The sequence below is a fragment of the Dielma fastidiosa genome (genome assembly GCF_003475485.1).
In the GTDB taxonomy this organism is placed as follows: domain Bacteria; phylum Bacillota_I; class Bacilli_A; order Erysipelotrichales; family Erysipelotrichaceae; genus Dielma; species Dielma fastidiosa.
The window spans coordinates 26,147-49,055 of the sequence record NZ_QRQL01000001.1; the positions used below are offsets into that span (position 1 = coordinate 26,147).

Here is a 22,909-nt window from a genome sequence, read left to right on the forward strand (position 1 = left end):
ATCGGATATAATGGAAATACTTATGATTAGACGGAGGTATTTATGACTAAACAACTATCCGATATGAACCTAGAAGAATTGTGGCACTTATTTCCAATCTCACTGAGCGCTTATCAGCCATGCTGGCAGACATGGTATGAAGAGGAAAGGCAGTTTTTGTGCATGCTTTTACCTGATTTGTCCTTAAGGATCAATCATATCGGCTCTACGGCAATTAAAGGGATATGGGCTAAGCCGATCATCGATATTTTGATTGAAGCGGCTGAACCGGCTGACCTGAAACAGATTAAAACATTGCTGATAAAGAATGGCTATATTTGTATGTCGGAGACAGAAAATCGCATTTCGTTAAATAAAGGGTATACAGAGCATGGCTTTGCGGAAAGAGTCTTTCATATTCATTTAAGACTTAACAATGATCATGATGAAATATATTTTCGTGATTATCTGAATAAACATTTTGAGATTGCGAAAGAGTATGAGCAATTAAAGCTGAAATTATGGAAGCTGTATGAATTTGACCGTGATGGGTATACTTTGGCAAAAACCAATTTTGTATCTAACTATACCCGATTAGCTAAAGAAGCGGCTATGAATAATGAAAAAGGAGACAAAATGAAAATCGTAGAAATTATGGATCGCAGTGACTTATTAATTGAACAGCTTATGGCTGTTTGGGAAAACTCAGTGACAGCAACTCACTTATTTTTATCAGCAGCTGAAATATCAAAAATTAAAGAATATGTTCCTCAGGCGCTGCTTTCCGTGCCGCATCTCATCGTGATGATGAATGATTGTAATACTCCCATCGCTTTTATGGGGATTGCGGAAAAGCGACTTGAAATGCTGTTTATCCTAAATGAAGAGCGCGGCAAAGGCATCGGCAAAAGACTGCTTCAGTTTGGCATTGATCACTATGCAGTAAATGAATTGACAGTGAATGAACAAAACCCTCAGGCTGTCGGTTTCTATGAACACATTGGATTTCAAACTTATAAGCGCAGCGAGTGTGATGAGCAGGGGAATCCCTATCCGCTGTTAATTATGCGATTAATTGAAAGAGGTACTCAAACAGCACGCATAAGTGAACAGAGACTTTGATTTCATGATAAATTCTTTATTTCAGAAGTGATTTTTGTTATAATTACCCCTAGAGGTGATTCCATGGCATTTGAAGTAACGACCCATTCCTTTGAGGGACCTCTTGATTTGATGCTGCATCTGATCAAGGAAAATAAATTGGATCTTTTTGACTTGGATATGGATATATTAACGGAACAATATCTGACTTATCTGAATGCGATGGAAGCCTACCATCTTGAAATAGCCAGTGAATATTTATCCGAGCTGGCAGGCTTGATTGAATATAAAAGCAAAAAACTGCTGCCTCGTGAAAAGGTATTGATTGAAGAGGAGTTTGAAGAAGATCAGCGTGATAAGCTGGTCGCGCGGCTGCTTGAATATCAGCGCTATAAAGAGGTCTGTCAGACATTTGAGGATTATTATAATCAGCGTCAGATGTCTTATACAAAACCGCCGAGTGAAGAGACGAATCAATGGATCACTTTAGTTAGAGAAGAAGAGCTTCAGGGGAATCCTTATGATTTGGTAAAGGCGATGAATAAAATCATCCGCCGTTCATTTTTGCAGCGTCCTCAGCAGACAAGGATGACGATTAAGGAATTATCACTGGATGAGCGTGTCGTACAGATTCAGGATCGTCTGCGGTTTTGGAGCGGTAAAATGAATTTTGAAACATTATGTGAGGATTGTACGGATCTGCATATGGTGATTGTAACTTTCTTGTCAGTATTGGATCTGATTAAGCATGGGGAGATCAACTATGCTGTTGATGACGATGATACGATCTGGATCATTAAAGGAGATGAATAAGATGGAATTAAAGCCGGTCATTGAGGGACTGCTCTTTTTAAGCGGCGATGAGGGATTGACGATTGAACAGCTGAAGGAAAGCTGTGAATGCAGTGAAAATGAGGCACAGCTTCTGCTTGATGAAATGATGAAAGATTATCTTGAGGATCAGCATGGCATTGAGCTTGTATGCTTTGGCGGCTGTTATAAATTTATCTCTAAGGAAAAGATTCATCCTTATGCGGAGAAATTGTTTTCTTCAACTAAGATGGGAACCTTATCTCAGGCAGCGATGGAAACCTTGGCAATCATAGCTTATAAGCAGCCGATCACGCGGGTTGAGATTGAAGAAATCAGAGGCGTCAGCTGTGATATGATGATCCGTAAGCTGTTGGCTCGCTCACTCATTAAAGAGTGCGGGCGTACCGATGCACCGGGCAGACCTTTTCTTTATGAGGTTACTGAAGAGTTCATGGATGCTTTTAAATTAAAGAGTTTGAATGAATTGCCGGATCTGCCGGTTATTGAACAGAATATGGATGAGGAGTTATTCAATGAATAAGGATAATTTAAGGAAAGCGCATGACTTTTTAAAAGCACATTTATATTCCTTTGAACAGCTTGATATTCTTGATTTAAATTATCGGTATGAGCATTCACTGAGAGTATATCAGCTCGGTTTAAAGCTGTGCGCGGCTGAAGCTTATGATGATGAAGTGCTGCCTTTGGCATGTCTGCTGCATGATTATGGTAAATTTGACGCTGAAAAAGAGATTGACCATGGCCGGGTATCTGCCGCGCTGGTTCAGCCTTTTTTGAAAACTTTAGCCTTAAGTGAAAAGCAGCAGCATGATATTCTGTATTGTATTGCCATGTATGTAGATGATCAATGTCCGGGCGATTATCCGCATATCCGTGAGGCAGATGCCTTGAGTGACTGTGACAACATTGACCGGCTGGGTGCTTATCGGATTGCAGAGACGTTCTTGTATGAAATGAGTTCGTTCAAATCAATGCCGGCATTGCGGGAAAGGATTGTCTGGCGCTTAGCGAATGTGAATCGAATGCTTGACGAGGGCATGGGCGGCAGCGCATGTGCTAAAGAGCTGTTTAAAGAACAGCTGATATTGCTGAAAGCTTATAATGAAAAGCTTTTGGAACAAATTGATCTTTCCGTTTTTGAATAATCAGCTTCGGCTGATTTTTTTCTTGTCTGAAATGTGTTGCTGCTGCATACAATGATAAGGGTGAAGCTTATGAAAAAATGTCTGCTGTTGCTATTAGCGTTGAATTTACTGGCGCCGATGTCTATTCGGGCCAGTTATGTAGTGATTAGTTCAGATGGCAGTGTGATTGAAGAAAAGGATAGCCATGATGTACAAAGTGTAGCATCCATCAGCAAAATCATGACCGCGCTGGTGGTTTTGGAACACAGTGAGCTCAATGAGATCGTTACCATCAGCTATGATGCCTCTCATCAGGTTGGCAGCTCCATTTATTTAAAGGAAGGGCAGCAGGTGACCTTGATTACATTGCTGCATGGCTTGATGCTTAGAAGCGGCAATGATGCGGCTTACGCGCTGGCTGAGCATGTCGGCGGCAATGTGGCAACCTTTGTTGACATGATGAATGAGAAAGCCGCTGAATTAGGCATGAAAGACAGTGTGTTCCGCAATCCCAGCGGTTTAGATGAAGAAGACGGCGGCAATCTTTCAACCTGCTATGATATGGCTTTATGCATGAAAGCGGCGATGGCCAACGATGTATTCAGAAAGATTGCCGGCACGCAGAATTATCATGGTGAGCTAGGTGTCTGGAAGAATAAAAATCGTCTGCTTGCGGAATATGACGCGTGTAACGGCGGCAAAACCGGATATACGATGAACTCCGGCAAAACCTTAGTGACCAGTGCTCAGGCAGGGGACAGCGAAAGTATTGTTGTCAGTTTTCGTGAAAGTGAATATTTTGAACTGCATAAAGCCAAACATGAGGCGTTTTTTGAACAATATCAGGAATATGTAATTCTTGATCAGGGACTGTATAAAACGCAGGGAATTGAATTCAGTGTGGCTGAGCCGTTTGTCTTTCTTGCTGCCAAAAGTGATCAGCAGCCTTTTAAAATCGTAACCAGTATCGATAAGAATACGGTTACGGTCATGGTCAGCAGCGGCCAAGTAAGCAAGACACAAAGTTATCCAATCATCAAACAATCTTTGTTAAGGAAGGTGTTTTCATGAACAAGCTCTGGAATGTGATGATTTTATGTTCATTGGTCTATGGCATAGCTACCGGCAAAGTTGATGCTTTGTCACAGTCAATGGTTACCGTTGGTGAAGAAACATTAAATTTTGTACTGCCATTATTAGCAATCACTTGTTTTTTCAACGGTATTTTAGAAATTGCTCAGGCTGGCGGCTGTCTGGCTTTTCTGGAACGTTGTCTGCGGCCGTTTCTGCGTTTTATCCTGCCTGATATCAAGGATGATACAGAAACTCTCGGTTATGTTGCCAGCAATATTGTAATCAATATGTTTGGCCTTGGCTCAGCGGCAACACCTGTGGGCTTAAAGGCAATTAAGGGAATGCAGAAGCATAATCCGGATAAGGAAACCGCCAGCCGCTCCATGGTTACTTTTCTGGTGCTTAATACCGGCGGCGTAACGATCTTTCCTACCACGATCATCGCGCTGCGGGCGGCCTATGGATCTTTAGATCCTACTACTTTTATTCCCTTTGCCGTCGTATCGACGCTCTTCGCTTCTTTTGTCGGTTTAGTTGTAGACAGGTGGTGGAACCGTGCTTAGCACAAACATCATTCTGCCGGCCTTTTTGGGCATTATTCTGATTGTTGCTATTATTAAGAAAGTAGACGCATACAGTCATTTTGTTCATGGCGTACAGGATGGCTTCGGCTTATTTAATGATGTCTTTCCGGCAATGCTGGGGATGATGTTCTCGATTGCGATGATGAAGGAAAGCGGTCTTTTAGATGCCGTTGCCAATCTGTTTACTTCTTTTGCCGGTGTGATACCAAAGGAAATCTTTCCGATGATGCTGTTCAGACCCATCAGCGGCAATGCGTCACTGGCAGTGATGATCGATATTTTTAAAACCTTGGGTGTCGATTCCTTTGCCGGTCAGATGGCAAGTATCATTCAAGGCTCAACCGATACGACATTATATGTTATTACACTTTATTTTGCCAGCGTCGGCGTGAAAAAGATCAAAAATTCACTGGCAATCGGTTTAATCAGTGATTTAGCCGGTATTACGATGGCAATTCTTTTAACGTTCTATTTCTTTTCATAGCTTTTTAGGGTAAAATAAGGAATAGAGAGGATGATTTTAAATGGAACGCTTACAAAAAGTAATTGCTGCAAGCGGCATCACATCAAGAAGAAAAGCGGAAGTGATGATTAGTGAAGGCAGAGTAACAGTGAATGGTGAAACCATTACTGAACAAGGATATAAAGTAAAACGCGGAGATATTATTGAGGTTGATGGTGAGCAGATTCAAAAGGAGAATAAGGTTTATTTTGTTATGAATAAACCAAAGAAATCCGTCTGCACATTAGATGACGAATTTGACCGCAAAACAGTGGTATCACTGGTTAAATGTGATGAGCGCATTTTTACGGTCGGCCGTCTTGATTACGATACAAGCGGTGTACTTATTTTAACGAATGACGGTGAATTTGCCAATCAGCTGATTCACCCTAAGTATCATATTCCTAAAACCTATGAGGTAATCATTGATGGGATTTTGACAACTGAACAGATTAAAGCCCTTGAAAAGGGTGTTGTACTTGATGACGGCATTCAGACGCTGCCAGCTAAGCTGAGAGTTAAGAACAAGGATTTTGATCATCAAAAGACGCGTTTTGATATTACAATCAAGGAAGGCCGGAACCGCCAGATTAAACGGATGATGGAGGTTTATGGGCATACAGTTACCAGTCTGCATCGAAAATCACTCGGTTTTCTTACGGTCAGCGATATGAGTCAGGGTGAATACCGGATTTTAAAACCGCATGAGGTTAAAATGCTGCGCCGTCTTGCTTTAGAGGGCGAACAGAAAACTAAATAGTATTAATTGATTAATCATTCCAAAATATTCAGCGGTATGGCTGCTGAATATGGCAGAGTGATTTTTTCTTATGTCAAAAAATATGAACAAGTGTAAAAAAAATATAACAAAATAATAATTTCACAATGCTAAAATGAAGGTGAAAGAAGAGGGAATCATATGAAAAAATTACTAAGGTGTGTTTTAGCTTTGTGTATGATTGCAACAATTGCTGGCTGCAGTAATAAGCCGGCGGATACCAATATCAGTGATGGTGTCTATACAGAAAGTGCAAAGGGGAATAATGGAGATGTTAAGGTTGAGGTAGAGGTTAAGGATGCGAAAGTAATTCGGGTAGAGGTTGTTGAGCATATAGAAACCGCAGGGATTGCTGATGTGCCGATTCAAAGCATTCCGGCGGCGATTGTTGAGCATCAAAGCTTGAAGATAGATACCATTGCCGGCGCTACTAATACAAGCAAGGCGATTTTGGAAGCTGCTGAGCTGGGACTTATGGCGGCAGGCTTTGATGTTGAAGCAATGAAAAATAAGGAAGTAATTGAAGCGGTGAAATCTGAGGCCGAGGATGTCATTTGTGATACCGTAGTTATTGGCGCCGGCGGTGCTGGTATGACTACTGCCATTGAACTTAAAAAAGGCGGTCAGAATGTGATTCTTGTTGAGAAGCAAGCTATGAATGGCGGTGCTACAAGTCTTGCGGCCACTTACTTTGTAGCTGTTAATACCGAATATCAAAAGCAGGCTGGATTAGGCTTAAGCATTGATGAATACATCGCTGACCAAGTAAGTAAAAATCCAGATATGAATGCTGATAATTGGAAAACGCTGCTTGAACGCTCTGAGGAAAGTGTTGAATGGCTGAATAGTCTGGGAACTAAAATCAACCGTCCGCTCTCAACTTATCAGGTGGCAACTGAGGACGGCAGTTCTCTTGGCGTTGCTATCGTTAAGGCACTGAATGCTGAAATTGAACGCTTGGATGTAGATATGCGTCTGTCAACAAAAGCTGTTGAATTGGTCACTGAGAATGATCAGGTAAAGGGTGTTAAGGTTGAAAGTCAAAATGAGACTTATACAATTTATGCTGACAACATTGTTATTGCGACTGGCGGTTTTGCATCAGGTAAAGAAGCGTTGCTGGAATATGCGCCTGAATGGGCAGATTTACCATCTACATCTGCTGCTGGTTCAACAGGCGATGGCTTTGAATTGGTAAAAGCAGTAGATGCTAATTTGGCTTTTATGGATGTTGTACGTCTGAATCCGTCCGTTCATAGTGAGAATGGTGTGAATTCAAGTCTGAGCGCGGCACGGGCAGAAGGCGGCATCATGGTAAATTTAGAAGGCAAACGTTTCTGTAATGATTATTATCCGGATTATACAACACTTTCTAAATGGATGATGGAACAGGAAGGCGATCATGTATATATTCTGATCGATCAAAGTGCTATGGATAAGTCAAAACGGCTTCAGGGCTTTAAAGATCAGGGCTATTTTATAGAAGCTGATACAATTGAAGAGCTTGCTGAAAAAATGGGTGTTCCTGCTGATAATCTAACCGCAACGATTGAGAAATACCAGTTGGCTGTAAAGACAGGTGTCGACGAGGAATTTGGCCGTTCAGCTAATCTTACGATTGATTTTACGCAAGCCCCTTATTATGCGGTTTCAACAAAACCCGGCTTACAAGTTACTTTGGGCGGTATAGAGGTGGATTCATCCATGCATGTGGTAACCAAAGCAGGTCATGCGATTAATAATCTTTATGCCGTTGGTGAATGCGCGCATGATGGATTATTTGGCGGTGCGCCTACTAATGAAAATGTTACTTTTGGCAAGCTCGTTGCCGAAGATATTTTAAATAAATAAAGCTGAGGCAGTCTGGATAATTTAGACTGCCTGCTTTATAATAAAAAAGAGGTACTTATGGATAATTTCAAGCAGCAGCAAATTGAAACTTGCAAACGATACATTATAAATGAAAGTCTTTTTGGTCAGCAATATGATCAGCTTTTAGAAATGATGCAGGAAATGAATGTTGAGCTGAAAATAGATTTTAATAACTGCTATTTGATTCTTGCCGGTATTGAAAAGCGTTTTTATAATAGTAAATTAAACTTAAACCGTGAAAATTATCTGGATATTTTTGCCGCTGTTAAATACTTGCTGGTATCCCTTGAACAGACTTATGAATTTGAAAAGGAAATGAGTGCGGTCAATTATGACTCATCAAAATTAATTGCGGTCATGATTACACCTAAAACAAGCAAGGAATTGCCAATACCCATCATTGCTGATCAGATTCAAAAAAAGCTGCAGCAGCAATTCATTGAAGCAAGGCAGGTTAAGCATCCATATTTAAGCAGCATAACGCTGTATTCAGAACCAATTGTTTCATATGCGCACTTTCAGTCAGCATTTAAACAGTTAAGGAATAGCCATCGGCTGGCTTTTTATAAAATGCGTCCGTGTTCGATGCAGGCGTCAATGTTTATCAAAGACCGTCAGAATGTGAAATTGATTGATTTGATACCGATGGTTCAGAAGCTGCAGCAAAATCTGCTTGACGGTAAACTTGAAAATATGCGATTCATTGTACATGAAATAATGCTGTCACTGAAAAGAAGCATGGATGTTATCCTGACATATGATATCATTTCTGAACTTAAGAAAATGCTGCTGATTTTGAATTTGCAGTTTCGTCTCGATTTTGAAGAACCGATCAATGAGGTGCTGCGGTTAGAACAATACTGCGCTATTGAAGAATTTGAGGCATCGCTGTTTAATCTGCTGCTTACCTTCTGCCAATTTAAAACAGAACATAAAGCCGCCATCAGCCCGCTGATTATTAACACTATTCAATATGTTAACCGTCATTATCAGGAGAGTATCAGTCTATATGAGATTGCTGATGCAATGAATGTCTCCGCTTCTTACTTAAGCCGTGTCTTTAATGCGGAAATGGGTGTCAGTCTGCCATATTTCATCAATGAGCTTAGGATTCGCAAGGCAAAGCATTTATTATGTGAGACAAATTTAAAAATTGGTGAGATTGCTCTGCAGTGCGGTATGCAGAACGTTCAATATTTCTGTATGAAATTCAAACAGCTGACCGCCATGCGGCCGCAGGAATACCGTCAGATTAATCAAAAATAATAAAAAAATATCTTACGAGACAAATTTATTTGTGTTATACTGACACACATGAAGACTACGACTGCAGCTTATATGCGAGGGTCAATCGCGTGGCAAGCTAAAGCTGTGGTCTTTTTATTATGTGAAAATGGAGGTTTTTATGAAAAATAGTATGAATCATTATTTGGCAGAGGAATCAGTTGGTAAGCTGATGCTGAAGTTTTCTATACCCTGTACAATGTCCTTGTTAGTATCCGCTCTATACAATATCGTGGATCAAATTTTTATCGGTCAAGGCATCGGTTATCTGGGCAATGGTGCGACTAATGTCGTATTCCCGGTAACAATACTAGCCTTATCTATTGCATTGCTCATTGGTGATGGCTGTGCAGCCTATCTGAGTATTTGTCAAGGGAGTAAGGATGAGGGGAATGCACATCGCAGTGTAGGAAATGCGGTTGTGTTTACTTTGATTGTTTCAATCGTTCTTACCGCATTATTAATTATTTTCAAGAATCATATTTTAATGAGCTTTGGCGCAACAGCAAATACTCTTGCTTATGCATCAGAATATTACAGCTATATTGTTATCGGTATTCCTTGCTTTATGTTTGCTAATATGATGAATTCAATCATTCGTGCTGACGGCAGTCCGCAATTTGCAATGTTATCAACTTTGGCTGGCTGCATCATTAATATCATTCTTGATCCAATCGCCATCTTTGTTTTTGGCTGGGGTATGATGGGAGCCGCATTAGCTACTATCCTTGGGCAATTTGTTTCCGCAATTTTAGCCTTGTATTATCTAAAGCACACTAAATCAATTCAGTTACACAAGGGCAGCTTTATGCTTCGCACAAAATTACTGAAAAGAATTCTGCCATTAGGTATCAGCAGCTTTCTGACACAGATTTCAATTGTAGTGATTATGGGTGTCATGAATAATGTATTGGTAACTTATGGCGCACAATCAAAATATGGCGCTGATATTCCATTAACGGTAGTGGGCATTGTCATGAAAGTATTCCAGATCGTTATTTCCTTTGTGGTTGGTATTGCGGCAGGTTCACAGCCAATAGTTGGTTATAACTATGGCGCCAAGGAAATGAAACGCGTCAAACAGATATTTAAAACGATGGTTCTTGCGGAAATCACCGTTGGAATTATCGCGACAATTTGTTTTGAGTGCTTCCCCTTACAGATTATTCGTATCTTCGGCAGTGAAAATGAATTATACAATGAATTTGCGGTTATGGCCTTTAGGTGCTATCTAGGAACGATTCTTTTATGCTGTATCCAAAAAGCGACCAGCATCTTCCTGCAGTCATTAGGTAAACCGATGTTATCAATGGGCTTATCCCTACTGCGTGACTTTGTTTTAAGTGTACCGTTGGTATTGGTTTTACCGATATTCTTTGGGGTTGAGGGTGTCTTGGTTTCGGCTCCAATTGCCGATGTAATATCATTTATCGTGGTCATCTTCATAAGTACGTATTTTTTAAGGCATTTGGATAAGGAACATGAGACTTCGCTCATTGAACTTCATGAATTGAAAATCCAGGGGGCTTGATTGAACAAGGGCAGAAGCTGCCCTTTTTTCTTGCCTTTAATTGCAGTTTATTGGTAAATACGTTAAAATGGTTGCAGGTGATGTTATGCAGCAGTATTTTGTACAAGGTAAATTAAATATCGATGAACGGTTTGTTTTTAATAAGGAACAGGCGCATCATATAAAGAATGTATTGCGGATGAAACAAGGCAGTCAGGTGCGGGTGGTGGATGCGTGTGAACAGCCCTATTTGACAGCCATTGAATTCGCCGATGATCAAGTGGCCGGCTTGGTGCTTGAGGTCCTCCCTTTAAATGCTTCAAGGGTTAAAACAACGCTTATTATGGGATTGATTAAGGGGGATAAATGGGATTATCTGCTGCAGAAAGCATGTGAATGCGGTGCCTATGAGATTCAGCCGATGATCAGCAGCCGCTGTGTCGTGAAGGCCAAAGAAGAGAAGGCGGATAAAAAGCTGATGCGCTGGAATAAGATTGCTTTAGAGGCTTGTGAACAATGCAAGCGGGCTCATCAGACACCGGTGCTGGCTAGTGCTGATTTTGATCAGGTACTGGGCGTGCAGGCCGACTTAAAGCTGATAGCCTATGAGGATGCGGATTTAAAAGCCTGCAATCTGGCGGCGGTGTTTAAGGAACATCCGGATATTTCATCCATTGCGGTAATGATTGGACCGGAAGGTGGTTTTAGCTTGGAAGAAGTGGCTAAGGCTGAGGCTTTTGGTTTTGTGCGGGTAAGCTTAGGCACAGCAATTTTCCGTGCTGAGACAGCTGCGTTATTTGCCTTAAACGCCATCAGCTATCATTATGATCTGTCAGGTGAAGTAAAATGAAACAATTGATTAAATTATGTGAAAAGGATCAGCGTGAACCGCTGTTTAAAACTCAGGGCTGCCGAGAACAGCTGCCGCTTATTCAATCACAGTTTAAAGCGGATAAATTAAATCTGCCCATCAAGAGTGATCTTGAATTCTTTTATGCGCAATTCCTGTATCGCTGTATTTTAAGCAAACAGGCGTTTGAAACTGTTTTTTTTAAAGCCTGTTACGAAATGAATGATTATTGGTCAAGCTTAAATTATTTAGAGAAGAAAAGACTGATTAATATTGAAATCGATGCGCTGAAGGCAGCCTTGCCGTATGTGATGCGCAATCATAAGCAGGTATTCATACCGATGTTTGATGAGCGGATGAATGATATTTACCGTGATGAGATGGTTCTTTTTGAATTAAAACAGTATGCGCAGCTGCGTTATGAGTATGCTTCTTTAATCACTCAGAAAAGCTTAAGCACGGATGTAATCGCTGCCGGTTTTACTGATCTTGAACTGATTGGCGAGGCAGAAGAGCAATGTTTCTGTTTTTGTAAACTCAATCATCGGCTATATGTTCTTTCAAATGGGCAGACATTGTATTCATTGTCTTTATCTCAATGTGCCGAGCCTTCAGAGCTTGCTGAGCTTTTGCCTTATCTGATACAGGCTGATGAGCGTGGGGCACTTCAGCTGATTCTCAGCCGGCAATGGCTTTCGGAAAAGGGCTTGCGCAAGGGTGAGAAGCTGTTAAGTAAATGGCAAAGATGATTGTATTTAAGATGAAATAGTGTATAATAAGTTAGTTTGAGGTGATTAAAATGACTACATTTGCTATGAGTACACTCGGCTGCAAAGTCAATACATACGAATCCCAGGCTTATGTTCAGGGGCTTTTAGAGCTGGGATATACAGAAGTGGATTTTAAAGAAAAAGCGGATATCTACATTATTAATACATGTGCGGTTACCAATACGGCAGGCAGTAAGAGCCGTCAGAAAATTCATCAGGCAATCCGTACAAATCCAGAGGCATTTATTGCCGTGGTTGGCTGTTACGTTCAGACCAGCAGCAAAGAAATTGCTGATATTGAAGGCGTTGATCTCATTTTAGGCAGTGATGGCAAAGCTGGCTTAGCTTTAGAAGTGGATCAAGCCTATAAACAAAAGAAGCGCTTGAATCTGGTTCATGAGATTGACAATGTGAAGGTGTTTGAGGCGCTGCCAATCCATCGCTTTACGGATCATACGCGGGCTTTTCTTAAGATTCAGGATGGCTGCAATCAGTTTTGTTCCTATTGCATCATTCCTTACGCGAGAGGACGGGAGCGTTCATTGCCGATGGATGATGTGATTAAAACAGCTAAGGAGCTGGTAGCTAATCAGCATTATGAAATCGTCTTATCCGGGATTCATACCGGCCGTTATGGTCATGATTTAGGTACTGATTTGACCGCTTTATTGAGACGGCTGTTAAATGAGGTCGAGGGCTTGCAAAGAATTCGTTTATCTTCAATAGAAATCAATGAACTGAGTGATGAGTTTCTTACTTTAATGCAGCAGGATGAGCGGATTGCCCGGCATTTACATATTCCGATTCAAAGTGCCAGCAATCATGTGTTAAAGGCCATGAATCGTCCTTATACGATTGAAGCATTTATCAAGCGAATCGATGAGATCCGCGCATTATTGCCTGATTGTTCAATATCTACCGATATTATTGTTGGCTTTCCTGATGAATCAGAAGAAGATTTTAATGAGACGCTGTCAAATCTTGATCGCATTCAGTTCAGCTTTATGCATGTATTTCCATTTTCTAAACGCGATGGTACAAAGGCGGCAGGCATGTCGAATCAAATCAGCGGTTTAGTAAAGAAAGAACGTGCCAAACTATTAAATGTAAAAAGCGGGAATGATTATGCGCTGTACCAGCAAGGCTGGATCGGCAGACGGGTCAGCGTGCTTTTTGAAAAACAGGAGAATCAATTGGCAATAGGGCATGCCAGTCAGTATTTTCCAGTCACTGTCATGTGCGATGCGTCAGTTGTAAATCAATTTCATAATGTAATTATCACAGGTTATGAAAATGGGATGCTGCAGGGCAAAATCGAGGAGGTAAAAGGATGAAGCTATCAGAGATGTTTGATCACGCACCGGAAATAGAAATCGAAGAACTCAGTTTCGATTCTCGGATCAAGACTAAAAACAGTATCTTTTTCTGTGTTTCAGGAATCAATAGCGATGGCCATGATTTTGTTGATCAGGCGATCGATAACGGTGCTCTCTGCATTGTTCACAGCAAACCGATAGAAAATAAGCGTAAATGCATCGTCTATATCAAGGTTGAAAATGTTTTAGCGACAATGAATCGTCTGGCTAATAAGTTCTATGATTATCCAAGCCGCAAGCTTCAGGTTTACGGCGTAACCGGCACTAACGGTAAGTCAACGATTGCGAAAATCATCCGTGATGTTCACTCTCGGTTTGAGCCATGCGGCTATATGGGGACGATTTCTATTTCTTATGGTGATGTTACTTTACCGCCTTCACTGACAACACCAGATGTCTTGACGATTCATTCAACGCTTAAGGATATGGTGGATCACGGGATGAAGGCAGTGGCCATGGAAGTAAGCAGCCATGGTCTTGAATTAGGCCGGGTGAATACAGTTGATTTTAATACGGTAATCTTTACCAATCTGACCTATGACCATCTTGATTTTCACGGTACTTTTGAGAATTATTTTGAAGCTAAGAAGAAGCTGTTTAAGATGGTAAATAAGAACGGTGTCTGCATATTAAATGCTGATGATGAGTGCTGCCGCGCGTTGATAGAAGTATGTAACGCGCGGGTGGTCACTTATGGCGTACAAAATGATGCGGATTATCGGGCTGATGATATTCGCTTGGGCACTCAGCATTCCAGATTTAAGCTGCTGCATCAGGACCGTGAATATGAAGTGAAAACGAATCTGATCGCTTTGTATAATATTTATAATTTGCTGGCGGCAATCGCTGCCATGCATGAAAGCGGCTTGGAGCTTGAAAAAGTATTGGATTGTCTGGATACGCTGGATCAGGTTGACGGCCGTTTAGAACGCATTGATGAAGGTCAGCCATTTAACGTATTCGTTGACTTTGCGCATACGCCTGACGGCTTACAGAAAGTATTTGAATATGCTAAGCTGATTACTCAGCCGCAGCGTAAGATCATTGCCGTATTTGGCAGCGCCGGCAAGCGCGACCGTCATAAACGCAAAGTTTTCGGTAGTGTTGCCAGTGAATTTTGTGATATGATTATTCTGACAGAGGATGATCCGCGTGATGAAGATCCAAGAGAGATTGCCAATGAAATTAAAGCGGGGATCGTAGATACCAACAATATTTATATTGAAAACCGTTATGACGCTATCAGGCAGGCAATCGAGATGGCCAATGTCGATGATACCGTGCTGATTCTCGGCAAAGGCGATGAAACATTCATTTACCGTGAAAATGGCCGGGAACCTTATATTGGCGATCATCGGGCGGCACGGGCAATCATCCGCAGATATTACTTGGGCATCGAGGAGGATGGAAAAGATGAATAAGTTAATTGATCATACATTATTGAAGGCTGATTCTACACAGGCACAGATTCAAAAGCTGTGTGAGGAAGCGAGAACCTATGACTTTGCGTCAGTTTGTGTGAATCCGACATGGGTTAAATATTGCGCGGAAGCGCTGAAGGGCAGTGACGTAAAGGTTTGTACGGTCATCGGTTTCCCGTTGGGCGCAGCAACTTCGGCGGTTAAAGCTTACGAGACTAAGGACGCTTTAGCTAACGGCGCGGAAGAATTTGATATGGTCATCAATATCGGCGCTTTAAAAGATCATAACTATGCATTGGTGGAAGAGGATATCCGCAGTGTGGTAGCGGCAGCCGATCATCATTGTGTTAAGGTCATACTTGAAACATGTCTTTTAAGCAAAGAAGAGATTGTCAAGGCTTGTGAATGCTGCGTGAACGCAAAAGCAGCCTTCGTTAAAACTTCTACCGGTTTCTCAACAGCGGGTGCTACAGTGGAGAATGTAAAGCTGATGAAAGAAAGTGTTCACGGGGCTTGTAAAGTTAAGGCTGCCGGCGGTGTGAGATGCTATGAAGATCTTCAGGCAATGGTGGAAGCCGGGGCTGATCGTATCGGTACAAGTGCCGGTGTAAAACTTCTTCAAAAAGAAAATGTAAATTCTTCATATTAAGCTTGCAAAATATCACATAATTATGTATAATGTTAATGCTTGCATCAGAAGGGAGGGTAAGTAATGCCAAAAGTAGTAATAAAAGAAAATGAAGTTCTAGATGATGCTTTACGCAGATTCAAACGTCAAGTATCTAGAAATGGAACCCTTGCTGAAGCTCGCAAAAGAGAGTTTTATGTAAAACCAGGCGTACGTCGTAAGCTTAAATCAGAAGCAGCACGTAAGGCTCGCCGCAGTAAATAACTAAATACTTAGGGACACTTCTTAAACGGGGTGTCTTTTTGATTGATAAGAAAGGGGATCGGATATGGATACATATGAGGAACAAAAACGGAATGAAAAGCATAAAAGAATGACGGAAGCACCCGTTGAGCGTTTGATTCTGGCCATGTCAGTACCAACGATCATCAGTATGCTGGTATCATCTTTTTATAATATGGTTGATTCAGTTTATGTTGGACATCTTGATAATACTGAATCTTCGGCAGCTGTCGGAATCGCTTTTTCAATCATGGTGCTGATTCAGGCGATTGGCTTTTTCTTTGGTCATGGTTCAGGCAATTATATATCCCGTGAGCTAGGCAGCAAGAAGTATGATGAAGCAGAAAAGATGGCAGCGGTCGGCTTTTTTACGCCGATTGGCTTAGGGGCGGGGATTGCCGCGGCAGGGCTGCTTTTTCTGACACCGCTGGCAAAGCTTTTGGGGGCTACCGGCACCGCTCTGCCTTATACTGTTGATTATCTGAAATATATTTTGATCGGCACACCTTTTATGATGTCATCGCTGGTCTTAAATAATCAGCTGCGGCTGCAGGGGAACGCGCAATTTGCGATGATTGGCATAACCGCCGGTGCAATCTTGAATATCTTTTTAGATCCAATCTTTATTTTTACATTAGGTATGGGTGTGGGCGGTGCTGCGCTGGCAACCATCATCGCCCAGTTTGTCAGCTGGCTGCTCCTGCTTATCGGCAGTATGCAGAAGGGAAATATTCACATACGGTTTAAACATTTTAAGCCGACCTTTGAACGCTATCGTCAAATCACCAAGGGCGGTTTGCCAAGTCTATGCCGGCAAGGCCTTACCAGTGTGGCAGTTATCGCATTAAACTGGGCGGTCAAGGACTATGGTGACAGCGCGATAGCCGCCTTTTCCATCGTATCCAAGATCACAGCGTTTGCCAGCTCAGCGTTAATTGGCTTCGGTCAGGGCTTTCAGCCAGTCTGCGGCTTTAATTATGGCGCCGGTCTTTACCAAAGAGTTAAAGATGCTTTTATTTTCTGCATCAAGGTTTCAACGATCGGCTTGATTATCATATCGATTCTCGGCTATCTGGGGGCGCCGGCATTAGTCGCTTTATTTAGAAGTGAAGATCCGCTGCTGCTTGAAATCGGTGCGCAGACATTGCGCTATCAATGCTTGTCCTTTCCTTTTATGGGTGTCGTGATCTTAACGAATATGCTGCTGCAAAACATTGGCAAAACGCTGCCGGCCAGTCTTTTGGCAATGGCACGTCAAGGCTTGTTTTTTATTCCCGCACTCTTTCTTCTAGTTTCATTATTAGGCTTAAAGGGAGCGGAGTGGGCACAGCCGGCGGCGGATATAGCTTCATTTTTGCTTGCGGTACCGCTGTGTCTGCTTGAAATCAGAGAATTGAATCGGCTTACTCAATAATCACAGCTATAAAAGAACTGTTCTATAATAAGATTCACCTCATAAAATAGAATGAGGTGAGTGAATGATTACATATGATGATCGTCAGTTGATGATTGAGAAATATAAAGCCATTCTCAGAGTCAGAAAGAATGAAATCAAGATTCAGTGCGCACACTATACACTGACTATCCAGGGCAGTGATCTGATGATTTCAGCACTGACGCGGGATGAAATATTGATCGGCGGCACGATTGCCACCGTTGTGTTTAATAATGAATAAATTCGGCTTGGATTACTGGTCCCTGGATTTTAATCTGAATGTTTTCCTGCAGACGGTGAAAACCCATAACTGGACCGTTTATGGGATTCGTCAGAAAAAGGATACGATCACTTTTTATGCTTCAGTATTAAACCGCAATGATCTAATCAAGACATATCCGCACATTATCCATCTGAAGACAACCGGTGTCATCGGTATGCTGCTGCGCACATTCAAGCAGCTTGACCGGCTGATTGCCGCCGGTGCGGCAGCGGCCTTGTGGCTTTTGCTGTCATCGACGGTTTTTAATATTGAAATCTTGGGTGAGGGAACTGTTAATCGTACTCTGATTGCAGATACGCTCGTACAGCTTCAGGCTATGCCGCCCTTTCAGCTAACTGATAAAAATGTACTGAAGCAGCAGCTGAATGAGGAATTAAAGAGATCCTTTACCTGGATTGAGGTTGAACAAAACGGCAGCAAGCTGAAGGTGCGCTTTCTGCCTAAGAAAACCGTTGAAAAAGAAGAACTGACGCGGAATGAATTGATCGCTCAAAAAGATGGTGTAATCGCTTCTTTTGATCTTCAGCATGGTGAAAAATGCGTAAAGATTAATGATGTAGTTAAGAAAGGTGATTTATTGGTCAGCAATATTTTGCTGGACAGTATGAATCTGCCCGAGGAAATCTATGTCAAAGGCAGGGTGTTTGCTTATACGTGGTCGGACTTCAGCGTTGAAATGCCTAATAATTCATTGCCTGAGGGTGTGCAGTTTTTCCAGCTGCTGTTTCAGGCACGGCGGATCATCAGTGAAGAGCTGGGTGAGGATGAGAAGATCGTCAGTGAAAATATTTTGCAATTTTCGGTAAATGACGATAAAATAAAAATGGATTTACATTATACATTGCTTGAAGATATTTCAAGCCCGGGAGAATAAAATGTCAAAAGCGTTTTCTATTGATTGCAGTACATGGTCTTATGATGAAATTATGATGTTTTGCGGTACGCATGATAAAAATCTTGATTTGCTGCGTTCAGCCTTTGATGCTGAATTGATTTTTAATAATGGACAGCTTGATGTGCAGTGTGATAACCGGGAAGTGCTTGATTGCATTGAAAAGATTGTCAGGGCTGCCTATACGCTGATTCATGAGCAGAAGCATCTGAATGCGTCAGATTTGAATTATTTAATTCGGCTTGTGAAAGCATCGCCGTCGATTAATCTTGAACGGTTAAACAGTGAGCCGATTGCTAAGACGGTCAGCGGCAAGCTGATTTATCCAAAGACGATTGGTCAGCGGATTTTAATCGATGCGTTAACGCATGATGATATCATCTTCGCGACTGGCGTGGCCGGTACCGGTAAGACCTACCTGGCTGTTGTCTATGCGGTTGCTCAGTTAAAAAAGGGTAATTTTTCACGGATTGTATTAACCCGTCCCGCGGTGGAGGCAGGTGAAAACCTCGGCTTTCTGCCTGGTGATCTGAAGGAAAAGGTTGATCCTTATCTGCGGCCGCTTTACGACGCGCTGTATGATATGCTCGGTGTGGAAACCGTAGAGAAGCTGTTGGAAAAGGAAGTCATCGAAATTGCACCCTTGGCATATATGCGCGGCCGTACTTTAGACAATGCTTTTATCATCCTTGATGAAGCACAGAATACGACTAAAAATCAAATGAAAATGTTTCTTACCCGCATGGGCTTTAATTCCAAGGTCGTGATTACCGGTGACGGTACGCAGATCGATTTAGTGAAAAAGCAGGACAGCGGCTTGCTGCATGCCCGTAAAATCTTACAAGGGGTTGATAAGATTGGCTTTGTGGAACTGAGCGGTCTTGATGTCGTGCGTAATCCATTGGTTCAGAAGATTATCGAATGTTATGAGAGGGCAGAGGGAAATGAATAAAATATTAATCATTGAGGATGAAGATAATATCCGTAAGATCATTGCCTATGATTTAAAGCGCGATTATGAGCTGAGTGAAGCTGCCGACGGTGAAACAGCCTTGAATATGGCGCTGAATGAACATTTTGATGTCTTGATCATCGATTGGATGATTCCGCGTCTTTCCGGCCTTGAACTGGTCAGCCGCCTGCGTAAAAAGAATATTGACAGCATCATGATCATGCTGACTGCTAAAGATGATGAGGCCGATATCCTGCAGGCCTTTGAAGAGGGCGTCGACGATTACATAACCAAACCTTTTTCACCGCGTGAATTAGTAGCCCGTGTGAATGCTCATATTAAAAGACTGCCGAAGGCAGATCATGAGAAGCTGACTTTCGGCAATGTCAGTATCCATTTAAAAAAACGTGAGGTACTGATCGGCAATGAGGCTGTGGGCTGCACAAAGAAGGAATTTGATTTGCTTGTTTATCTGATGATGAATCATGAAATCGTGCTGTCCAGAGACCAGATCTGCAGTGAAATCTGGGGCTTTGAATATGACGGTGATACCCGCATCGTCGATGTGCATATCTTTAAGTTAAGGAGTAAATTAGCAAAAAGCAATGTGACCATCCAATCCAACCGCGGTGTCGGCTATTGTATGGAGCTGAAAGATGGACAGGCATAAACTGAGTGCGCTGTTTGCCCTGCTGATTGTTTCGATGGCTTTGGAATCATTATTTAATCTGCCTGTTTATTTGGTAATTCTGCTGCTGATCATTGCTTTTAGCTTTATTTGGTACAGCAGTGAAATCAGGCTGGCGGCGGATGTGCGTAAAAATAATGAGAATCTGCTGCATGAATTAAAAACCAGCAGCTCGGATTCACATTTAAAAACCAAACAGCTGCTGACGATCGTATCATCGATTCCTTTTCCCTTATTGCTGCTTGATGAAATGGGGAAGATTGTAATCTATAATACACAGGCTTTGGCTTTTCGTCATTCTGACGCTAAAATTGAACTGGATTATCTGCATAATGATTTTGATCCGGCCATTCAAGAGGTTATAAAGGATGCCTTTATTCTTGAAAAAGAACAGGAAGAACGCATCCGTATCGATGATGTAGATTATCAGGCGTATATGGTGCCGGTGACCAGCCATGGCAGATTCAGCGGCTGTTTGATTCTGCTTCAGGATATGACCAAGGCATTGAGCGGTGAGAAAATGCAGAAAAGGTTTATTGCTGATGCGTCCCATGAATTGAAAACTCCTATTTCAGTGATCAAGGGCATGAGCGAGATATTGATTCGGGATGATTTTAATGATCCTGAAGCACAGAAGGATTTTCTGAATCAAATCAACAGTGAGGTGCAGCGCTTAGAGAGTATTGTCAAGGATCTGCTGGAATTAAGCAAATTGTCTGTGGAACAGCCGATTCTGCACCGCACACGCATTGATTTTCATGAACTGGCACAGAATGTATGCAAACCGCTGATGCCGTTGATCAATGAGAAAGGACTTAAGCTTAATCTGGATTTAAAAGGAGAAGCACGGCTTTTCTGTGATGCCCAAAAGATGTCTCAGGTATTGAATAATTTATTAGTCAATGCGGTGAAGTACAGTGACAGCGGCACGATTACGCTGCGTACTTTCACAACGGATGATGATTATTATATCCAAGTCCAAGATGAGGGCTGCGGCTTTAATGTCAATGAACAGAGTCGGATTTTTGAGCGCTTTTATAGAGTCAATCAGTCAAGGGCAAGGGCTGAGGGCGGCAGCGGTTTAGGCTTAGCGATTGTTAAATCGGTGATTGATGCTCACGGCGGTGTGATTGAGGTACGGTCAGAATTAAATGTAGGTACAGTGTTTACGATCAAACTGAATAAACTTTAGGTTTCGCTTGACTTTGATCTGAATAGCGCTTATACTTAAATAGTAATACGAAGCAATAACTATAATTCACATTTAAGGAATTGTATTTATGTCTCAAGGTACAAGGAATTAATGTGATTTTTTTATACCTAATGACTTCAGCTTGTTTACAGACAAAATGGAGGTACTAACAATGAGTACAGGAACAGTTAAATTTTTTAATGCAGAAAAAGGTTACGGATTTATTAAAGCAGAAGATGGCAAAGAAATCTTTATCCATTATTCAGCTATCCAGTCTGATGGATATAAGACTTTAGAAGAAGGCCAAAAGGTTCAATTCGAAATCGTTGAAGGCAACCGTGGTCCTCAAGCTGCTAACGTTAGCTTAATCTAGTTTCTGAAAACACCCACTGGGTGTTTTTTTTCTTGCAGGTGCTGAGGCATCTGCTTTTTTTATGCAAATTTTGCTTTTTTAACAGAGAATTAACAAAATCTTTCTACTCCTTTAACAATCACTCTTTATACTGGCAATGTAATAAAACAAGGAGGATTTCTGATATGAAGAAAATCACTGCATTGCTGACAGCATGCTTATTATTAGGAGGATGTACATCAACACCGGCTGCGGATCAAAATAACGGGAATACGGATAATCCGGTAAATACTGGCGTAACAGGACAAATCAATGTCTATACCCGTGATTCATCAAGCGGTACGCGGGAAGCTTATGAAAAGGCATCTGATTTTGTTGATCAATTGCTTGATACAGCTATTGAAGTTTCAAGCAACGGCGATATGGCGGCTAAAGTTGGTGCGGACAAGAATGGTATCGGTTATGTTTCACTAACTACTGACTTTGCGGCAAATGGTGTAACACCAACTCAATTTGAAGGTGTAACACCAAGTGAAGCGGCAGCTTTAGATGGTACTTATAAGTTACAAAGACCTTTTGATTTCGTAACCCGTGCCGCCGGCGATTTTGGCGATGAGGCAAAAGAACAATTAGTCGCAGCCTTTTTAGATTATATGCAAAATTCTGAAGAAGGTATGTTAGTCGTTGAAAAGGCAGGCGGTGTCGTAGATAAATCTAAAGCAAAGCCATGGGCTGAATTAGCTGCAAATCATCCAATCGTGGAACAGGATAATTCCTCAATCACAATTACCACTGCAGGTTCTACTTCGGTTGAAAAGACATTGAAGGCAGCGCTGGAGAGCTTTGTCCCAATGGCTGGCAACTTCCAATTCACAATGAATCAGACAGGTTCAGGCGATGGCTGGAAACGTGTTCTAGGCGGTGAAAAAGACGGCGCTAATAAAGCGGATATCGGTTTTGCTTCACGTGCATTCAATAGTGATGAAGATACATCATCAGCCATGATGAGCGGCACTTATTGCTTGGATGCAGTGGTTACGATTGTAAATGCTGAAAATACAGCGGTTACTGATCTGAGCGCGGCACAGATTAAAGCTATTTTCACTGGTGAAACAACTAAGTGGGAAGATATTCAATAAGCTGAAG

The 22,909-nt window shown here is 41.8% G+C and carries 25 protein-coding genes; all 25 read left to right on the forward strand.

What is annotated here, in order from left to right; translation table 11 throughout:
* The first annotated feature begins 42 nt into the window (after positions 1-42).
* The gene (locus tag DWZ33_RS18190; RefSeq protein WP_118453365.1) at positions 43-1,101 is read left to right on the forward strand and encodes a GNAT family N-acetyltransferase; all 1,059 of its coding nucleotides are present in this window, start codon (positions 43-45) and stop codon (positions 1,099-1,101) included.
* 63 nt (positions 1,102-1,164) lie between these two features.
* Positions 1,165-1,893, forward strand: a complete 729-nt coding sequence (locus tag DWZ33_RS00160; RefSeq protein WP_022939690.1) for a segregation and condensation protein A — start codon at positions 1,165-1,167, stop codon at positions 1,891-1,893.
* On the forward strand, positions 1,886-2,434 hold the full coding sequence (scpB, locus tag DWZ33_RS00165; protein WP_026881065.1) for an SMC-Scp complex subunit ScpB: 549 nt from the start codon (positions 1,886-1,888) through the stop codon (positions 2,432-2,434). Before DWZ33_RS00160 ends, scpB begins: the two co-directional genes overlap by 8 nt.
* Positions 2,427-3,059: an HD domain-containing protein gene (locus DWZ33_RS00170; protein WP_182425441.1), complete on the forward strand. Its 633-nt coding sequence runs from the start codon at positions 2,427-2,429 to the stop codon at positions 3,057-3,059. The genes scpB and DWZ33_RS00170 overlap by 8 nt, the downstream gene beginning before the upstream one ends.
* 69 nt (positions 3,060-3,128) lie before the next feature.
* On the forward strand, positions 3,129-4,109 hold the full coding sequence (locus DWZ33_RS00175; RefSeq protein ID WP_182425443.1) for a D-alanyl-D-alanine carboxypeptidase family protein: 981 nt from the start codon (positions 3,129-3,131) through the stop codon (positions 4,107-4,109).
* Positions 4,106-4,675: a hypothetical protein gene (locus tag DWZ33_RS00180; protein WP_022939686.1), complete on the forward strand. Its 570-nt coding sequence runs from the start codon at positions 4,106-4,108 to the stop codon at positions 4,673-4,675. Before DWZ33_RS00175 ends, DWZ33_RS00180 begins: the two co-directional genes overlap by 4 nt.
* The gene (locus tag DWZ33_RS00185; protein ID WP_118453371.1) at positions 4,668-5,180 is read left to right on the forward strand and encodes a spore maturation protein; all 513 of its coding nucleotides are present in this window, start codon (positions 4,668-4,670) and stop codon (positions 5,178-5,180) included. The genes DWZ33_RS00180 and DWZ33_RS00185 overlap by 8 nt, the downstream gene beginning before the upstream one ends.
* Before the next feature lie 40 nt (positions 5,181-5,220).
* Complete coding sequence (locus DWZ33_RS00190) at positions 5,221-5,958, forward strand: pseudouridine synthase (protein WP_022939684.1); 738 nt, start codon at positions 5,221-5,223, stop codon at positions 5,956-5,958.
* A gap of 159 nt (positions 5,959-6,117) precedes the next feature.
* The gene (locus tag DWZ33_RS00195) at positions 6,118-7,827 is read left to right on the forward strand and encodes an FAD-dependent oxidoreductase (protein ID WP_118453373.1); all 1,710 of its coding nucleotides are present in this window, start codon (positions 6,118-6,120) and stop codon (positions 7,825-7,827) included.
* A gap of 57 nt (positions 7,828-7,884) precedes the next feature.
* Positions 7,885-9,114 (forward strand): helix-turn-helix transcriptional regulator, encoded by a 1,230-nt coding sequence (locus DWZ33_RS00200; RefSeq protein ID WP_118453375.1) that lies wholly within the window; start codon positions 7,885-7,887, stop codon positions 9,112-9,114.
* Between the two features lie 139 nt (positions 9,115-9,253).
* Complete coding sequence (locus tag DWZ33_RS00205) at positions 9,254-10,663, forward strand: MATE family efflux transporter (protein WP_118453377.1); 1,410 nt, start codon at positions 9,254-9,256, stop codon at positions 10,661-10,663.
* Between the two features lie 85 nt (positions 10,664-10,748).
* Positions 10,749-11,492, forward strand: a complete 744-nt coding sequence (locus tag DWZ33_RS00210; RefSeq protein WP_182425445.1) for an RsmE family RNA methyltransferase — start codon at positions 10,749-10,751, stop codon at positions 11,490-11,492.
* On the forward strand, positions 11,489-12,241 hold the full coding sequence (locus DWZ33_RS00215) for a hypothetical protein (RefSeq protein WP_118453381.1): 753 nt from the start codon (positions 11,489-11,491) through the stop codon (positions 12,239-12,241). Before DWZ33_RS00210 ends, DWZ33_RS00215 begins: the two co-directional genes overlap by 4 nt.
* Before the next feature lie 50 nt (positions 12,242-12,291).
* Complete coding sequence (gene mtaB / locus DWZ33_RS00220; protein WP_118453383.1) at positions 12,292-13,596, forward strand: tRNA (N(6)-L-threonylcarbamoyladenosine(37)-C(2))-methylthiotransferase MtaB; 1,305 nt, start codon at positions 12,292-12,294, stop codon at positions 13,594-13,596.
* Positions 13,593-15,059, forward strand: coding sequence for a UDP-N-acetylmuramoyl-L-alanyl-D-glutamate--2,6-diaminopimelate ligase (locus DWZ33_RS00225; protein WP_118453385.1), 1,467 nt, complete (start codon positions 13,593-13,595; stop codon positions 15,057-15,059). The genes mtaB and DWZ33_RS00225 overlap by 4 nt, the downstream gene beginning before the upstream one ends.
* Complete coding sequence (gene deoC, locus DWZ33_RS00230) at positions 15,043-15,708, forward strand: deoxyribose-phosphate aldolase (RefSeq protein ID WP_118453387.1); 666 nt, start codon at positions 15,043-15,045, stop codon at positions 15,706-15,708. Before DWZ33_RS00225 ends, deoC begins: the two co-directional genes overlap by 17 nt.
* Before the next feature lie 63 nt (positions 15,709-15,771).
* Complete coding sequence (gene rpsU / locus DWZ33_RS00235) at positions 15,772-15,951, forward strand: 30S ribosomal protein S21 (protein WP_022939675.1); 180 nt, start codon at positions 15,772-15,774, stop codon at positions 15,949-15,951.
* A gap of 64 nt (positions 15,952-16,015) precedes the next feature.
* Positions 16,016-17,383 (forward strand): MATE family efflux transporter, encoded by a 1,368-nt coding sequence (locus DWZ33_RS00240; RefSeq protein WP_118453390.1) that lies wholly within the window; start codon positions 16,016-16,018, stop codon positions 17,381-17,383.
* A gap of 64 nt (positions 17,384-17,447) precedes the next feature.
* The gene (locus DWZ33_RS00245; protein ID WP_022939673.1) at positions 17,448-17,645 is read left to right on the forward strand and encodes a YabP/YqfC family sporulation protein; all 198 of its coding nucleotides are present in this window, start codon (positions 17,448-17,450) and stop codon (positions 17,643-17,645) included.
* A complete protein-coding gene (locus DWZ33_RS00250) occupies positions 17,638-18,561 on the forward strand; it encodes a sporulation protein YqfD (RefSeq protein WP_118453392.1) in 924 nt (307 codons plus the stop codon). Before DWZ33_RS00245 ends, DWZ33_RS00250 begins: the two co-directional genes overlap by 8 nt.
* Position 18,562: 1 nt before the next feature.
* Complete coding sequence (locus DWZ33_RS00255) at positions 18,563-19,531, forward strand: PhoH family protein (RefSeq protein WP_022939671.1); 969 nt, start codon at positions 18,563-18,565, stop codon at positions 19,529-19,531.
* The gene (locus tag DWZ33_RS00260) at positions 19,524-20,201 is read left to right on the forward strand and encodes a response regulator transcription factor (protein WP_022939670.1); all 678 of its coding nucleotides are present in this window, start codon (positions 19,524-19,526) and stop codon (positions 20,199-20,201) included. Before DWZ33_RS00255 ends, DWZ33_RS00260 begins: the two co-directional genes overlap by 8 nt.
* Entirely contained in the window at positions 20,188-21,411 is a 1,224-nt protein-coding gene (locus DWZ33_RS00265) for a sensor histidine kinase (RefSeq protein WP_118453394.1), read from the forward strand. Before DWZ33_RS00260 ends, DWZ33_RS00265 begins: the two co-directional genes overlap by 14 nt.
* 172 nt (positions 21,412-21,583) lie before the next feature.
* Entirely contained in the window at positions 21,584-21,784 is a 201-nt protein-coding gene (locus DWZ33_RS00270; RefSeq protein WP_022939668.1) for a cold-shock protein, read from the forward strand.
* Between the two features lie 164 nt (positions 21,785-21,948).
* Positions 21,949-22,902 carry a substrate-binding domain-containing protein gene (locus DWZ33_RS00275; RefSeq protein ID WP_118453396.1) on the forward strand — a complete coding sequence of 318 codons (954 nt, stop codon included), beginning with the start codon at positions 21,949-21,951 and terminating at the stop codon, positions 22,900-22,902.
* The last annotated feature ends 7 nt before the right edge of the window (positions 22,903-22,909 follow it).

What these genes read in the sequence shown, in the direction of transcription:
- DWZ33_RS00190 (WP_022939684.1), top strand. Translation starts at nt 5,221, where the DNA reads ATGGAACGCTTACAAAAAGTAATTGCTGCAAGCGGCATCACATCAAGA.
- DWZ33_RS00250 (WP_118453392.1), top strand. Translation starts at nt 17,638, where the DNA reads ATGAATAAATTCGGCTTGGATTACTGGTCCCTGGATTTTAATCTGAAT.
- deoC (WP_118453387.1), top strand. Translation starts at nt 15,043, where the DNA reads ATGGAAAAGATGAATAAGTTAATTGATCATACATTATTGAAGGCTGAT.
- mtaB (WP_118453383.1), top strand. Translation starts at nt 12,292, where the DNA reads ATGACTACATTTGCTATGAGTACACTCGGCTGCAAAGTCAATACATAC.
- DWZ33_RS00200 (WP_118453375.1), top strand. Translation starts at nt 7,885, where the DNA reads ATGGATAATTTCAAGCAGCAGCAAATTGAAACTTGCAAACGATACATT.
- DWZ33_RS18190 (WP_118453365.1), top strand. Translation starts at nt 43, where the DNA reads ATGACTAAACAACTATCCGATATGAACCTAGAAGAATTGTGGCACTTA.
- DWZ33_RS00160 (WP_022939690.1), top strand. Translation starts at nt 1,165, where the DNA reads ATGGCATTTGAAGTAACGACCCATTCCTTTGAGGGACCTCTTGATTTG.
- DWZ33_RS00170 (WP_182425441.1), top strand. Translation starts at nt 2,427, where the DNA reads ATGAATAAGGATAATTTAAGGAAAGCGCATGACTTTTTAAAAGCACAT.
- DWZ33_RS00225 (WP_118453385.1), top strand. Translation starts at nt 13,593, where the DNA reads ATGAAGCTATCAGAGATGTTTGATCACGCACCGGAAATAGAAATCGAA.
- DWZ33_RS00245 (WP_022939673.1), top strand. Translation starts at nt 17,448, where the DNA reads ATGATTACATATGATGATCGTCAGTTGATGATTGAGAAATATAAAGCC.
- DWZ33_RS00210 (WP_182425445.1), top strand. Translation starts at nt 10,749, where the DNA reads ATGCAGCAGTATTTTGTACAAGGTAAATTAAATATCGATGAACGGTTT.
- DWZ33_RS00195 (WP_118453373.1), top strand. Translation starts at nt 6,118, where the DNA reads ATGAAAAAATTACTAAGGTGTGTTTTAGCTTTGTGTATGATTGCAACA.
- DWZ33_RS00275 (WP_118453396.1), top strand. Translation starts at nt 21,949, where the DNA reads ATGAAGAAAATCACTGCATTGCTGACAGCATGCTTATTATTAGGAGGA.
- DWZ33_RS00240 (WP_118453390.1), top strand. Translation starts at nt 16,016, where the DNA reads ATGGATACATATGAGGAACAAAAACGGAATGAAAAGCATAAAAGAATG.
- DWZ33_RS00205 (WP_118453377.1), top strand. Translation starts at nt 9,254, where the DNA reads ATGAAAAATAGTATGAATCATTATTTGGCAGAGGAATCAGTTGGTAAG.
- DWZ33_RS00215 (WP_118453381.1), top strand. Translation starts at nt 11,489, where the DNA reads ATGAAACAATTGATTAAATTATGTGAAAAGGATCAGCGTGAACCGCTG.
- DWZ33_RS00270 (WP_022939668.1), top strand. Translation starts at nt 21,584, where the DNA reads ATGAGTACAGGAACAGTTAAATTTTTTAATGCAGAAAAAGGTTACGGA.
- scpB (WP_026881065.1), top strand. Translation starts at nt 1,886, where the DNA reads ATGAATAAGATGGAATTAAAGCCGGTCATTGAGGGACTGCTCTTTTTA.
- DWZ33_RS00180 (WP_022939686.1), top strand. Translation starts at nt 4,106, where the DNA reads ATGAACAAGCTCTGGAATGTGATGATTTTATGTTCATTGGTCTATGGC.
- DWZ33_RS00265 (WP_118453394.1), top strand. Translation starts at nt 20,188, where the DNA reads ATGGACAGGCATAAACTGAGTGCGCTGTTTGCCCTGCTGATTGTTTCG.
- DWZ33_RS00175 (WP_182425443.1), top strand. Translation starts at nt 3,129, where the DNA reads ATGAAAAAATGTCTGCTGTTGCTATTAGCGTTGAATTTACTGGCGCCG.
- rpsU (WP_022939675.1), top strand. Translation starts at nt 15,772, where the DNA reads ATGCCAAAAGTAGTAATAAAAGAAAATGAAGTTCTAGATGATGCTTTA.
- DWZ33_RS00255 (WP_022939671.1), top strand. Translation starts at nt 18,563, where the DNA reads ATGTCAAAAGCGTTTTCTATTGATTGCAGTACATGGTCTTATGATGAA.
- DWZ33_RS00260 (WP_022939670.1), top strand. Translation starts at nt 19,524, where the DNA reads ATGAATAAAATATTAATCATTGAGGATGAAGATAATATCCGTAAGATC.